The 14,158-nt window shown below is 65.6% G+C and carries 11 protein-coding genes; 7 read left to right on the top strand and 4 right to left on the bottom strand.

Translation table 11 applies throughout. The features are described 5' to 3' along the window. Window positions 1-1,670, bottom strand: a 1,670-nt coding sequence (locus tag AC1DZT_RS25140) for a hypothetical protein (protein ID WP_478009392.1), incomplete at its 3' end; no start/stop codon positions are given. 655 nt (window positions 1,671-2,325) lie between these two features. Between AC1DZT_RS25140 and AC1DZT_RS25135 the strand changes: the two genes are divergently transcribed. From AC1DZT_RS25135 to AC1DZT_RS25125, 3 genes are read left to right on the top strand one after another with little or no spacing between them, the layout of a single operon-like run. Beyond that, a complete protein-coding gene (locus AC1DZT_RS25135; RefSeq protein WP_478009391.1) occupies window positions 2,326-3,303 on the top strand; it encodes a glycosyltransferase in 978 nt (325 codons plus the stop codon). 35 nt (window positions 3,304-3,338) lie between these two features. Next, window positions 3,339-4,325, top strand: a complete 987-nt coding sequence (locus tag AC1DZT_RS25130) for a glycosyltransferase family 2 protein (protein ID WP_478009390.1) — start codon at window positions 3,339-3,341, stop codon at window positions 4,323-4,325. 20 nt (window positions 4,326-4,345) lie between these two features. Continuing rightward, entirely contained in the window at window positions 4,346-6,451 is a 2,106-nt protein-coding gene (locus tag AC1DZT_RS25125; RefSeq protein ID WP_478009389.1) for an NAD-dependent epimerase/dehydratase family protein, read from the top strand. Here AC1DZT_RS25125 and AC1DZT_RS25120 read toward each other — a convergent pair. Next, complete coding sequence (locus AC1DZT_RS25120) at window positions 6,437-7,696, bottom strand: glycosyltransferase family 4 protein (RefSeq protein WP_478009388.1); 1,260 nt, start codon at window positions 7,694-7,696, stop codon at window positions 6,437-6,439. The two genes, AC1DZT_RS25125 and AC1DZT_RS25120, sit on opposite strands and share 15 nt — an antisense overlap. Before the next feature lie 10 nt (window positions 7,697-7,706). Then, complete coding sequence (locus tag AC1DZT_RS25115; protein ID WP_478009387.1) at window positions 7,707-8,573, bottom strand: glycosyltransferase family 2 protein; 867 nt, start codon at window positions 8,571-8,573, stop codon at window positions 7,707-7,709. A gap of 325 nt (window positions 8,574-8,898) precedes the next feature. On the opposite strand from AC1DZT_RS25115, the gene AC1DZT_RS25110 reads away from it, so the two are divergent. The 4 genes from AC1DZT_RS25110 (at window position 8,899) to AC1DZT_RS25095 (ending at window position 12,235) form a co-directional block, all read left to right on the top strand. Next, window positions 8,899-10,002 (top strand): Gfo/Idh/MocA family protein, encoded by a 1,104-nt coding sequence (locus AC1DZT_RS25110; RefSeq protein WP_478009386.1) that lies wholly within the window; start codon window positions 8,899-8,901, stop codon window positions 10,000-10,002. Between the two features lie 21 nt (window positions 10,003-10,023). Beyond that, on the top strand, window positions 10,024-10,941 hold the full coding sequence (locus AC1DZT_RS25105) for a hypothetical protein (protein WP_478009385.1): 918 nt from the start codon (window positions 10,024-10,026) through the stop codon (window positions 10,939-10,941). Window positions 10,942-10,951: 10 nt separating this feature from the next. Next, a complete protein-coding gene (locus AC1DZT_RS25100; protein WP_478009384.1) occupies window positions 10,952-11,725 on the top strand; it encodes a WecB/TagA/CpsF family glycosyltransferase in 774 nt (257 codons plus the stop codon). A gap of 165 nt (window positions 11,726-11,890) precedes the next feature. Then, the gene (locus tag AC1DZT_RS25095) at window positions 11,891-12,235 is read left to right on the top strand and encodes a hypothetical protein (protein WP_478009383.1); all 345 of its coding nucleotides are present in this window, start codon (window positions 11,891-11,893) and stop codon (window positions 12,233-12,235) included. Between the two features lie 149 nt (window positions 12,236-12,384). Here the strand turns inward: AC1DZT_RS25095 and AC1DZT_RS25090 are convergent. Next, window positions 12,385-14,158 (bottom strand): calcium-binding protein (locus AC1DZT_RS25090; RefSeq protein ID WP_478009382.1); only part of this gene is annotated, 1,774 nt, incomplete at its 5' end.

Raw genomic sequence — 14,158 nt, 5'->3', positions numbered from 1 at the left:
ATGCTCTGGAACACGATCCGCCCGGGTTCCGAGCTCAGGATCTTGGCATCGCCGCCAAGCTGCACCGTCCCCTCGCCGGTATAGGTCAGCACATAGACACCCGCCCGCGAGGCCGCCGCCGCCGCATCCGTCGAGCTGCTGCCCCAGTCCCAGACCGTCCCCACCGAGGTCAGCCCCGCAGGGATCGAGGTCGGCCAGCCATCCGCATCCAGATAGCCCTGGCTCTGCAGCGACGTGTAGTTCATCGCATCCCAGGTCGTCCCGCTGTGCCCGATCCACGGACGCGACGTCTTCATCAGATCCAGAAACGGCATCTGCGTCGACCAGTCCGAGATATGCGTCAAGCCAAAGGCCAACGTCGGATCCGTAAGACCGGATCTGGCGGTGTCTGCGCGCATCGGCTGGCTTGTGGCCAGGACCAGGAGAAAGGGCAGAAGCAGGAGGGACCACAGGATCGCGGGGCGACCGGATTGGACAAGAGCGGGGCGGGACAGCGACGCGCGGGAAAGCGAGGGCCGCCTCTGCAGGCCCGATCCACGGACGGGGCCGATCTGCGCCCCGGCCTTCTCTTCGGCCTCCACGAAACGGCAGCGACCGGCCAGAGCCCCCGCAATCAGCCAGGTGATGGGGGTCAATGTCGCATTGGCAATCATGTCGATCATGTTGGCCATCAGCAGGATGCAAAGTCCCGCCGTGACCAGCGTGACCCCCAGACGCTTGCGCCGCAGAAACAGGATCAGCACCGGCATCGCCAGCAGCCCATAGGTCGCCAGATAGCCCAGCCAGCCCGAGCTGCCCATCAGCACGATCCACATTCCATCGGTCACGCTGATATCCCTGCCTGTCTCGGGGTCGAAGATGAGATTTCGTCCATAGCCGCCCCAACCCGCCAGGACGCGCTGATTGGCATGGGCCAGCAACTGATCCTCGTTGTCAAAGCGGAACTTCAGCGACAGCGCGCGCTCGGCGCTGTGGCTCTCGACCTGTTGATAAATCGCCTGCACCGGGATCAGCCCGCCGCCGCGCAGCATCGGATAGGTCAGCATGATGGCCGCCAGGATCACCGCCACCAGCATCTGAAGCCGCACCGAGGCCAGCAGAATGATCGGGGTCATCATCACCAGCAGAAGCATTGCGCCAAGCGAGTGACAGAGAAACAGAACACCCGAGAGCCAGAGCCCCGCCAGCCATGCGCGGCTCGACCGCCCGGCCTTCCTGTCGTGCAGCCAGAGGATGAAGGCGGCCATGGCCCCCATGGCCAGAAAAAGCGCCAGCCAGAGTCCATGCTGAAGGAATACCACGGGGCGAAACCCGCCATCCCGCATGGCCTGAACGAAATCCTGCGCCAGGAACCCGTAGAACCAGCGCGCCAGCTGCGGGCTCATGCGGATCTCGAACAGCGTGGGCAGGGTATAGATCAGGCTCGCCACACAGAGGATGCGCAAGAGCAGCCGGTGCTGATCGGAGGTGCCCAGATAGCGCAGGCCCAACAGGAAAGGCAGAAGGGCCACCCCGCTGTTCAGCATGAGCGAGAAGATGTCATAGGGACGAAGGCCGGGGAAAAATCTTGGCCCGACCATGTAGGAATCCGTATTGGTCATCACCGTGAGGATCGGGATCAGGAACGAAAACAGGACAAGGGCGCTGATGGCCAGCGGGAGGCGCTGCATCGAGACCTCCCGCGCAACCGCTGGGGGGGCTTCGGCGGCGGTTCGCGGTATGCGGCGCGTCGTTTGCCGCGTGAAGGCCGCGCCCCCCGTTCTGTCGCGCCGCGATGCGGCCTCGCCGACTGCGGGCGCTGTCTCGCCGGGGGAAACCGCCTTTACCCGATCCGTCTGGCGCGGGGGCCGTGTCTCGGCGGTCCTTCGAGCGGGGAGCGCGCCGCCCCCGACCAGCAGCATCACGGCCGCCGTCGCAGCGGGGATCAAGGTCTTGTCGAATGTCGGCAGAATAGGAGGGTCAATCCCCACCCCGTAAGGCAGAACCAGATAGCCGCCGACGATGGACCAGATCAGGGCCTCGGACCGCGGCAGGATGCGAAACAGGATCACCACCACCAGGGGCCAGCTGAAAAGGACAATATAGGCAAAGAAGTTGGGCATGAGACCATTTACCTGGAGCGCTCTGGGCCGTGATTTCAAAAGAGCGAAATTTCTTCGGGCAAGGGCGCCGGTGATCTTAAACCGACCTTACTGCGACCTTAAAGATACTGCCGTCCGGACATCGTCGTCGGCCTGTTGTTACCTATGGATGTCATGTTACTCTATACTTTGCACTATTTTTACCTCGATTGTTTGCCGCGATTGAACTGCAGGAATGCGCTGAATGTCAAAAGAGCCGGCTGCCGATGTCTCGGTGCTCATCGTCAACTATGGCACGGTCGACCTGGTGCTGACGGCGATCGGCAGCGTCGTGGAACATTCTGCCAGGGTGCGTGACATTCATGTCGTGGACAATGCCTCGCCAAACGGCGATGCGGCGATCCTGGCGCGCGAGATCGCCGCGCGGGGCTGGCAGGGGCAGGTCACATTGCATGCCGAGACGACCAACCACGGCTTCGGGCGCGGCAACAATGTCGTGCTCGCAGCCCTGGCCCGGCAGGAGGAGGCGCCCGACAAGGTGTTTCTGCTCAACCCCGATGCGCAGGTGGTGGGGGATACCATCCGCACCCTGGCCGAATTCATGGATGCCCATCCCCGGGCCGGGGCCGCAGGGGCGCGGCTGGAACATCCCGGGCATACCCCGGCGGCCGATGCCTTTCGGTTTCCCTCGCTGATCAGCACGCTGTCCGATGCCGTAAGTTTCGGCCCTTTCGCCCGTCTCTGCGCCAAATGGCAGGTCCCCCTGCCGCCGGGCCAGCCCACCTCGCGCGTGGATTGGGTCTGCGGGGCGGCGGTCATGCTGCGCCTGCAGGCCCTGCGAGAGGCGGGCCTGTTCGACCCCGAGTTCTTTCTTTATTATGAAGAGGTTGACCTGATGCGCCAATTCGCGGGCAAAGGATGGGAAACCTGGTATGTCAACACGGCGCTGGCCATCCATGACGAGGGCGTCTCGACCGGGGTCAAACCCGGCCGCCCCGAGCGCAAGCGCCTGCCGCCCTATTGGTACCATTCCTGGCAATATTACCTGCGCAAGAACCATGGCCGCGGGCTGGCGCTGCTGGCCTGCCTTGCCTGGGCGGGCGGGGCCGGGGTGAATTTCGTCATCTCGACCCTGCGCGGGAAGAGCCCGGCCGCGCCCCGCCATCTGCTGGGCGATCTGTGGACCCATGCCGCGCGCCCGCTGCTGGGGTTGGATGCATGACCGGAGGCGCGGCGGCCCCCCGTCCGGCCAACGGTATGGATAGCAATCTGGCCGCCGATCTGGCCATCGTCCTGATCGGCCGCAACGAGGGGGAGCGGCTCTTGCGCTGCCTGGCCTCGATCCGGGGGCAGGCGGGGCATGTGGTCTATGTCGATTCCGGTTCCACCGATGGCTCCGTCGCGGCGGCGCGGGCGGCGGGGGCCGCGGTGGTGGAGCTTGACCTCTCGCGCCCCTTCACGGCGGCCCGGGCGCGCAATGCCGGATTTCAGGCCCTGGCCGGGCTGCACCCCGCGCCGGCGTTCATCCAGTTCATCGACGGCGATTGCGCGGTGGCCGCAGGTTGGCTGGAGGCCGCCCGGACGGCCCTGCAATCCGATGCGAGCCTGGCCGTGGTCACCGGCTGGCGGTCGGAGATCGATCCCGGGCGCAGCGTCTACAATGCGATCTGCGACACCGAATGGCACCGCCCCGCCGGGCCCATCACCGCCTGTGGCGGCGACATGATGGTGCGCCGCACCGCATTCGAACAGGTGCTTGGCTTCAACGACCAGGTCATCGCCGCAGAGGATGACGAGTTCTGCATCCGCATCGGCCAGGCCGGCTGGAAACTGCTGCGCCTGCCCCTGTCCATGACCCGGCACGATGCGGCGATGACGACCTTTGGCCAATGGTGGCGGCGGGCCGTGCGGGCCGGACATGGCTTTGCCCAGGTCGGCGCCCTGCATGAGGGCTATTTCAGACGCTCGCGCCAGCGCGTCCTGTTCTGGGGTGCAGCCCTGCCCGGGCTGGCCCTGATCGCCGTCTGGGCGGCGCCCTGGGCGCTTTGGGTCATTGCAGCGGCCTATCTGGCATCATTTCTGCGCAGTGCGCAGGCCCTGCGCCGCGAAGGGCTGGCAATTCGCCCGGCCCTGCATCAGGCCCTCTTCCTTGTCCTGTCCAAATTTCCGAACCTGCAGGGCATGATCACCTATTACGGACGACAGCTGCGCGACCGCGAGATGCGGATCATCGAATACAAGTAACCCCGACGGGAGACCACGTTTTGCAGACCAAGACCATTCGTGCCGGCCTTATTGGCGCAGGCTACATCGCCTCTTGGCATGCCGAAGCTCTCAAGGGGGTGAAGGGCGTGCAACTGACCGCAATCTGCGATGTGAACAAGGCGGCCGCGACCGAAATGGCGCAGGCGCTCGGCGTGCAGGCCTTCGGTTCGCTGGACGAGATGGTGGCGGCCGGCGCCTGCGATGCCGTCCATGTCCTGACTCCGCCGCACAGCCATTGCACGCTGGCCACCCAAAGCCTGAGGGCCGGGCTGCATGTGCTGGTCGAAAAGCCGGTGGGCGTCTCGGCGGCCGAGGCCGCCCTGATGGCAGAGGTCGCGGCCGAAACCGGCAAGACCCTTGCCGCAGGCCACAATTTCCTCGCGCTGCCGGCCTATGGCCGCCTCAAGGCCGCGCGTGACAGCGGCCGGCTGGGCCGTATCGCCTCGGCCGAGATCAACTGGCGCTTCCCCTTGGGCCCCTTGCGCGCGGGCCCCTTCAACCTGTGGCTCTTGCGCGCGCCCGGGAACCTGCTGCTGGAACTCGGGCCCCATCTCTATGCCTTCGCGCAGGATCTGTTCGGCCCGGTCGAGATCCTGCATCTGGATCTGAGCCTGCCGGTCGACCTGCCCGGCGGCGGCACCAGGCATCAGGGCTGGCGCATCCTCGCCCGGGCCGGCAGCGTCGATATCACCTTCACCCTGTCGCTGGTCGAGGGCGCGGACGACCGTTCGGTCACGCTGCGGGGGTCGAGCGGCATGGCGCGGCTGGATTTCGCCAATGACACTTTGGAAATCCGCGCCGAGAACGCCGCCGACATCGTGCTGAACCCCTTGATCAAGGAACTGTCGCTCTCCTGGCAGCATCTGCGCGAGGGCACGGTCAATGCGACGCGCCAACTGGTCTCGCTGAACCGCAAGGCGCCCTATGGATTGAGCTTCGCGGGCCTCTTCTCCAGCTTTTATGATGCGGTGCACCGCGGCGCGCCCATCGACCCGCGCTTTTCGATGTCCGCGGCCACCGAAGTCATGGGCGCGATCGAGCGCACCCTGGCCCTGATGCCGCCCGCCGCCCTCTCTGACCCCGCCCCCCCGTCGGGGCGGCAGCCGCAACCTTCCGTCATGGTCATCGGCGGCACCGGTTTCATCGGCCGGCATCTGACGCGCAGTCTGGTTGCGGCCGGTCACGATGTGCGGGTCCTGAGCCGCGGCAAGGAGGGCCCCTTCGCCGATCTGGCCGATCATGTCGAGACGGTCTCGGTGTCGCTGCGCGACCCGGAAGGCCTGCGCCGGGCGATGGCGGGGATCGATGTCGTCTACAACCTCGCCAAATCCACCGACCGCTCCTGGGAAGACGCCCTGAAGAATGACGTGGCTGTCGCCGTCGCGGTGGCAGAGGCCGCCCTCGATGCCGGCGTCAAGCGGTTCATCTACACCGGCACCATCGCCTCTTATGACATGTCCGACCCGAGCCGCCCGATCACCGAGGACACCGGCTTTGGCCAGGACATGACGGCGCGCAACATCTATGCAAGGTCCAAGGCCGAATGTGAGGCGCGGCTTCTGGCGCTGGCCCGTGACAAGGGCCTGCCGCTGATCATCGCCCGCCCCGGCATCGTCATCGGCGAGGGCGGCCCCCTGCAGCACTGGGGACTTGGCCGCTGGCATGGGGCGGGGGCCGTGCGGATCTGGGGCGATGGCCGCAACATCCTGCCCTTCGTGCTGATCGAGGATGTGTCGGACGCCCTGGTCAAGCTGATCGATGCGCCGGGGGTGATCGGGCATTCCTTCAACCTGATCGGCGAGCCAATGTTTTCGGCGCGGGATTATTTTGACGCCATCCATGACCGCCTTGGCGCACGGATCACTGTCAAGCCTGGCGCGCTTTACGGGTTCTTTCTGATGGACCGGGCGAAATATCTGCTCAAACGCTATGCCCTGGGCAAGAAAAGCGCCTCTTTTGCCTCGCTGCAGGACTGGCGCTCACGCGCGCATCTGTCGCCCTTCGTGAACACCAGGACTAAGGAAAGGCTCGGCTGGCAGCCCGAAAGCGACCGCCAGGCCTTTGTCGAAAAGGCGATCGGGACCGCCAATCTATTGGGGTTCTGATCCCGGCGCCGGGCGCAGACCCTGCCCGGTGCCGGCAAAAAGCTGGCCGATCCAGGCCACCTCGGTTCTGATGTCATGTTCGGCTTCGACCTTCAGCCGGCCCGCCGCCCCCATCCGGGCGCAGAGCGCCGGATCGCGCAAAAGCTGGTCCAGCCGGGCGACCAGGGTTTCCACATCGCCGGGCGGGACGATGAAACCGCTGATCCCGTCCTGCACCAGTTCGGGCACGCCGGCGACCTGGGTGGCGATCACCGGGATCCGGCTGGCCAAAGCCTCCATCAGCACCACGGGCAGGCCCTCGGCAAAGCTGGGCAGCACCAGCATGTCGGCCTCTTCCAGCAGGCGGCCCACGGCGGGTTCATCCAGATAGCCGGCGAAGCGGACCGCATCGCCCAGGCCTTGCGCCTGCCGCTCCAGCAGGGCCCGGGCGGGTCCGTCGCCCGCGATGGTCAGCCGGGCCTGCGGATGGCGGGCGCGCAGGGCGGCGAAAGCCTCCAGCAGCAGGGTGACGCCCTTGACCGCGTCCAGCCGCCCGACAAAGGCGACATGGCCGCTGAAATCGGGGCGCGGCACGGTGCCATAGCGTTCGGGCAGGATACCGCAATGGACGAGGCGCAGCTTGCCCCAATGCGCCTGATCCGAAAACAGCATCGCCTGGCTGCGGCAGAAATGGCTGATGCAGGCGATGAAGGCGGCACGGGCCACCTTCTCGTCCAGCCGCCAGCGGTGCATTTCAAAGAAGATCGTCGGGCCATGCAGGGTGATCGAGAAGGGAATGCCCGACATTTCCGAGGCGATCATCGTCAGCGATCCGCTCGCATCGCCGAAATGGTTGTGCATGTGGACGGCGCCTCGGGCGATCAGATGATCGCAGAAGACCCCGGCTTCAAGGAAATAGAACATCTGCCAGAGAAAGGCCTTCAACCCCGGCGGGCGGATCTTCCAGGCCAGCCGCAAAGCCGAAAGCCAGCGCCCCGGGTCACGCCGCAGCATTCGGGCATGGGCGGCCAGAAGCCGGCCCGGGTTCTTCGCGGCCTCCAGAATGCCGAAGGTGCGCGCCGCCTCTGCGGCCTGTCCCGGCCCCACCACGGTGGCAGGCGGCGGGCGGCGCACCGTACAGGGCAGAACCTCGACGCCCAGGGCGCGCAGCTGTTCGACCTCGCGCTGGATGAAGGTATGCGAGACCTTGGGATATTCGCCGGTGACATAGGCAATCGGGCCGGAAAGGGGCTGTGGCGCGCTCATCGGGTCTCCTTCATCTTCCGCGGCTCCAGTCCTGTGCCGGCGGGCGCCGGCGCACCGCCAGCCGCACGAGGCTGTAGACCACGAAGCCCAGGGGCGCGGCCAGGGCCAGGCGCAGCATGCCCCCCTGCCCCACATCGGCTTTGGCCTCGTTGGCCCGCAGGTCGGGGTAAAGCCGGTAGACCTCCGCCACGCCGGCATCCTGCCTGCGGCGGACGCGGACCAGATTGGCCCAGCCCTCCACCATCGGCCAGTGATAGCGGGCGGCGACCTCGTGGCGTTCGTCCGGCGCGAAGTTCAGCCGCACGAAGGTGTCATCCGAGATGATCGCCGGAAAGGCGCCCCAGCGGGCGCGACCGGCCGCATTGACGGCAAAGAAGCCGGCGCCGACCGCCCCGCCCTGCACGAAGGGCAGCCGGGTCCACAGATCGGCATAGGCCCGGGTCACCCAGCTTCGCGCCCGCGCCACGGCCAGGGTGCCTGTGGCATAGGCCGGGGCCGCGCGGTCCAGCACGGCGCGGACCTGGCCCAGCAGGGCCGGCTCGCAGATCACATCGGCATCGAGATAGGCCCGCATCCCCGCCCCCGCGGCACTGGCCAGCGCATCGGCCCGGTTGAGCGCGCCAAGCTTGCCGGGCTCCGGGCTGTCGTCGATCAGGAACTGCCAGCCGCGCGCCAGCATCGCGGCCTCATGGCGCCGCGCCACTGCCACCGTCGCGTCGCGGCACGCATTGGCGGCCAGGATCACCACGACCGGCCCTGCGGCCGCATCCTGCGCCGCCAGCGCCTCCAGACAGGGCCCGATATAGCCCGCCTCGTTGCTGGCCGGGATGATCACGGCCAGAAGCGGCGCTGCATCGACAGGCGAAGGAGAGGACAAATCAAACGGTTCCGTTCTGAATGCGGGCCTGGGATGTGGAATTTTTCAGCAGTGCACTATATGAACGGATCAGCTGAAACGGAAATGCTTTTCGGCAGGACCCTCTGGCCTGCATAATCCCTGACTGAACGGATGAAATTGTCACAAGCCACCCGAATTAATGCCATAAAGATGCCCGCAGTCCCCGTTATTTTTGGAAAGGTGCGTTTCTTCCACAAGATAGGCACATCCCGTTCTGGCCTGCCCCGCCTTTCTTATATGTTCCCTTATCTGCTCCGTGCGGGACGAAGACCCTCAGGACTGCTCAACTTCAGGAAAGAACAGAGTGCCCTCCCCCACTCATAAAAAGATCAAGATTGCTGTCGTTGGCCTTGGCAAGATGGGCCTGTCGCATTTCTCGATGGTCAATGCCCATCCCCGCGCGGAAACGCTGGCCTGCGATGCCAGCGGATTTCTGGCCGATGTGCTGGAAAAATATGTCCCCGCCCCGGTGTTCCGCGATTATGACGCCATGCTGGCGCAGGAAAACCTGGACGCGGTGGTGATCGCCACGCCCTCGCGGCTGCATGCGCCCATGGTGCGCGCGGCCCTGGGCAAGGGGGTCCATGTCTTTTGCGAAAAGCCCTTCTCTCTCGACTGGAAGACCTCCGATGCCCTGGCCGACCTGGCCGAGACGCGCGGGCTGATCAATCAGGTCGGCTATCATTACCGCTATGTCGGAGCCTTCCGCGAGGCGCATCGTATCGTGCAAAGCGGCGCGCTCGGCCAGATCACCCATGTGCTGGCCGAAGCCTATGGCCCGGTCGTGCTGCGTCCCAAGCGGCAGACCTGGCGCACCCAGAAATCCGAGGGCGGCGGCTCGCTTTACGATTATGCGGCCCACCCGCTCAACCTGCTCAACTGGTTCTTCGGGGCCCCGGTCTCGGTCAGCGGCAGCGTGCTGAACAGCATCTTCTCCGCCGACATCGACGATCAGGTCTTCTCCACCCTGCGCTTTGCCGGCGGCACCACCGCCCAGCTTTCCGTGAACTGGAGCGACGATTCCCAACGCAAGATGACGACGCGGATCACCATGATCGGCACCAATGGCCGGCTGTTTGCCGATCGGCAGGAATGCCAGGTCTATCTGCGCAAGCCCGTGGCCGAACTGCCCGGCTATGACGAGGGCTGGACGGTCAAATACACCACCGAGCTGACCGAGGATCCCTGGTTCTACCTGCGCGGCGAGGAATATTCCCACCAGCTGAATGCCTTTATCACGGCGGTTGCCGATGGCGCGGGCAAGACCCCTGAAAATGACTTCCGCTCCGCCGGGATGACCGATCGCACCATTGCCATGATCCTCGACGACCATGCGGGGATCCGGGTTTCTGCGCCCGAGACCCCTGCCCCCGCGCCGCGCAAACGGCGCTGGTTCGGGCTCGTGTAATTTCTGGACAAGGACCCCCGCATGGCCCCCCCCCAAATGGCCTCTCCGCAAATGGCCCCGCACCAAATGGACCGCCTGCTCTTTGGCGACAACCAGTTCTTCGGCATCAACCACATGTCCGAAGAGAAGGCCCGCGCCCAGTCCATCCGCTTTCACGACACGGCCTCCATCATGGAAGTGCTGGACGCGGCCTATGACGAAGGCATCCGCACCTTCATGTGCACCACGCATGACCGGATCGGCGCGGTCTGCGACGTGGTGCGCGCCAATCCCGCCCGCTATGCCGACTTCCAGTTCTATCCCTGCATGCCCTATGCCCACAAATACGCCAATGCCGTGACCGACCACGGGATGATCGGGGCGATCACCCAGTTCATGCCGGAGGACGGGCTGTTGCGCACGGTCCTGAGCGGCGGCAAGGCCCTGGCCACCAAGGATGTCGCGGGCATCGCCAAGATCCTGATCGATGCCGAGATGAAGATGTTCTCCGGGCTGAAAACCCCGGTCATCTTCATGCAGAATGTCTTCACCGACCTTCTGCTGGGCATGGGTTTCACCAGCGCCTTCCGCATCTTCCACGACCATGTCATCGAAAGATACGGCGCCGAACCCGGCTATATCACCATGAACATGCCAGCCCTCTTCAAGGCGCTGACGGCGGAAGGCATCGAAAACCCGATCATCTGCGCCAATATCAACAAGATCGGCTTCCGGATGAGCGGCGGCCAGGAGGCCTATCTGGAGACGATGAGAACCGGCAAGCTGCGCGCCATTGCCATGTCGGTCTATGCCTCGGGGGCGATCACGCCCGAAGAGGCGATTTCCTGGGTTGCGGATCTGCCCAACCTGCAGTCGATCGTCTTCGGCGCCTCCAGCCGCGGCAATATCCGCAGCACGCGCGAGCTGGTGGAGCGTTACATGGGCCCCGTGGCAGCATGAGGGGCACGGCATGACGATCAAACGCCCGCTGAAGCGCATCCCGATCCTGAATGCCTATGTCCATGACGTGACCATGGACGAGGTGGTCAATGACATGGACGAGGGGCTCCTGCTGACCCTGCATGTCGACATGATCATGAAACTGCAGCAGGACCGCGCCTTCTACGACATCATCGACCAGTTCGATGTCATCACCTGCGACAGCCAGATCATGTATTTCGCCCTGAAGTTCCTCGGCACCCCGGTGCCCGAGCGGGTCTCGGGCTCGGATTACTTCCCGAAATTCTACATGCGGCACCGCGACAACCCCGATGTCACGATCTTCCTCTGCGGTGGCAAACCGGGCATCGCCGATATCGCGGCCGAAAGGATCAATACCAAGGTCGGGCGGAGGATCGTGGTGGGAACCTATGCCCCCCCCTTCGATTTCGACACCAATCCTGCGGAAATCGAGCGGATGATCGAAACCATCAACGCCTCGGGGGCCACGGTCCTGCTGGTCGGGCTGGGCGGCGGGCGGCAGGAGAAGTTCATCATCCGCTACCGCGACCGCTTTCCCCATGTGCGGCTGTTCCTGCCCCTGGGGGGCACGATCGACTACGAGGCCGGCACCTTCAAACGCCCCCCGGCCTGGATCACCGAATGGGGCTTTGAATGGCTCTACCGGCTGCTGAAGGAACCGCGCCAGCGCTGGCACCGCTATGTCGTACATGAACCGCCCGTCCTGTGGCGCCTGGCCGCGCAGAAGCTCGGGCTGTACCGCGACCCGTTTGGCAAGGGCTGATCCTGCCGGGGATCAGCCCCGGCTCACCCCGGTCCTTCCGCCTGACCGAGCCCCTTTTGCGCCACATTGGCGGCGCGCTGCGGCCCCATAGTTCTGAAACGGTGTTAACCATGGTCCGCTTGATCCGGGCCCCCGTTCACCCAGGAACCGTGTGGAGCTTCCGCCATGTCCTTTGCAGCCCAGGCCTTCCCTGCCCCCCATCATCCCGCCCCGCACCGGCAGGAACGGACGGGCCAGCGGGCGGCCCTGTTCCGGCTGTGGCGCGATCTGGCCGCCCCGGAGGCTGCAGCGCCCATCGTCGCCCCGCCCCCCTCCGCGCCGCGCGCCATGGTCAGCGGGACGGTCTCGGCCCGCTTCGCCACGCTGATGCCGGCCATGGTCCAGCTCGGGCCGGCCGTGCTGGGAGAGGTCATCCCGGCCTCTGCGCCCCCGCTGCCGGACCGCGCCCTGGCCGAGGCCCGGCAACGGCGCCTGAAAGAGGCGCTGCAGGACGACATGTTCATTTTCTGAAAGACCCCCGACTTCCGAAAGACCGGCGACTTCTGAAAGACGGGCGCCTTCCGAAAGACCGGCGACCCGCGGATGACCGCGGGTCGCCGGGACGGACTGGGGATTGACCGGGGGGATGGTCGGGGGCCTAGCCCCCGCCCCTGCCCGGGTCAGATCGCGATCGACATCCAGCTCAGGTCGGTGACATGCAGCCCGACGAGGGTGACCGCGTCATGGTCCGTCATGTTCAGCACCAGATTGCCCGCGGAATCCGCCGAAGCCATCGCCAGCAGCGCATCATGCGAGGTGATGCCCTGGCCGACGAGGTCCAGCACGTCGTCGCTGGAGAAATCCATGATCTGGTCGTGACCGCTGTCCACCGACAGGTAGAACCGGTCGCGCCCGGAGCCGCCGGTCATCGTGTCATCCCCGAGGCCACCAATGAAGGAATCATCGCCACCGCCGCCCAGCAGGATGTCATTGCCCCGGCGGCCATAGATCATGTCATTGCCAAGCCCGCCGCTGAACACGTCATCCTTGGCGCCGCCGAGGAAGATGTCGTCGCCCGCGGTGCCGGTGAGGGCATGGACCGAGGTGATCACCGAGCCCAGCTGCAGCGTCGTGGTCAGCGCATCGCCCGAAAGGTCGCCCGGCTTGTAGGGGCCGATCTGGTTTTCCTGCAGGCTCCAGTAGTTCTGCACGACATCGGTGCCGCCAAAGCTGGCATGGGCCGTGTTGTCGGCCACGACGTAATCGGCCAGCGCCGAGTTCGGGTCGATGCCGAGCTTGATGCCAAGATCCGACAGCGGGTTGATCGCGCGGATCACCACACCGCCGGTGGAGGTGCTGTCGATCTGGACCCGCGCCACGGCATTGGCATCGGTCTGCACGCCCAGCGAGGCGACATGCAGCGGGCCGGGCTCCAGCACGGTCTGGGTCAGGAAATTGTCGAGCGCAAGATCCACGCCCGTGCCGAATTTGAAATGCTCGATCCCCTGCAGGAAGTCCGAGACGCCGGCCCCGGTCAGCCGGAAGCCGGTGCCTTCGGCGACCAGCGTGTAATCCGACGGCTTGCCGCTCAGGATCAGCAGGTCATTGCCTTCGCCGCCGATGATCGTGTCATGGCCGAGGCTGCCGGTGATCGAGTCATTGCCCGCGCCGGCGACCAGCCTGTCGTCGCCGGCGGTGCCGGTCAGCACCCGGGCGGTCTCATTGGCCAGGCGCAGCATGTCCTTGCGGGTGACGGTGATGTCGTCGTCGAACTGGAAAAGCTCGACGCCGCGGACGTAATGCGAGGTGCCGGGGCCGGAGAGGCGGAACCCGTCGCCTTCGGCAACCATGGTGTAATCCTCGGCCGAACCGCTCAGCACGAGCGTGTCGACCCCAAGCCCGCCGGCGATGGCGTCATGGCCCTTGCCGGCGATGATCGTGTCACGGCCATAGCCGCCGATCAGGAAATCGTCCTTGTCGGTGCCGGTCAGCGTGTCGGCGCTGGCGTTGCCGACCAGGATGACGCCCTGCTGGTACTGCTCGCCGCCGCCGGTTCCGAACCAGGAGGTGGAATGCTGGTTGAGGTCCATGAGCAGGTCGCCGCGCGCGCTGTGGTCGCCGAGGGCGCTGAAGATGCTCCAGGCGCCGTATTGGCTGGAGGCGGCGACATCGCCGTAATGCATGAAGGGGCCATCGCTGACCGCGGCCCAGCCGATCCAGAGTTCGTGGTAAAGTTCCGCCATGGCCTGACTGCGCGAGAAGCCCGACAGGAAGGTGGTCAGCGTCGCCAGATCGGCCGCGCTGATCCCGTCGAGCGCGAAAGAGTGCAGCAGGTGCGAGCCGCCTTCATAGGCGACCAGATCCAGGCCGTATTTGTCGGCGATCGCCTTGTGGGCCGCCCATTGCGCTTCGATCTGCGGGATCGACTGGGGATAGTTCGGATCCTCCATCTTG

This window comes from Rhodobacter sp. P1_C2, from assembly GCF_056406375.1.
Note: the sequence above shows the minus strand (reverse complement) of the source record. Positions and strands in the feature narration are given on the sequence as shown.

Coding starts and splice junctions, on each gene's coding strand:
- AC1DZT_RS25135 (WP_478009391.1), top strand. CDS start 2,326: ATGTCAAAAGAGCCGGCTGCCGATGTCTCGGTGCTCATCGTCAACTAT.
- AC1DZT_RS25130 (WP_478009390.1), top strand. CDS start 3,339: ATGGATAGCAATCTGGCCGCCGATCTGGCCATCGTCCTGATCGGCCGC.
- AC1DZT_RS25120 (WP_478009388.1), bottom strand. CDS start 7,696: ATGAGCGCGCCACAGCCCCTTTCCGGCCCGATTGCCTATGTCACCGGC.
- AC1DZT_RS25105 (WP_478009385.1), top strand. CDS start 10,024: ATGGCCCCCCCCCAAATGGCCTCTCCGCAAATGGCCCCGCACCAAATG.
- AC1DZT_RS25100 (WP_478009384.1), top strand. CDS start 10,952: ATGACGATCAAACGCCCGCTGAAGCGCATCCCGATCCTGAATGCCTAT.
- AC1DZT_RS25095 (WP_478009383.1), top strand. CDS start 11,891: ATGTCCTTTGCAGCCCAGGCCTTCCCTGCCCCCCATCATCCCGCCCCG.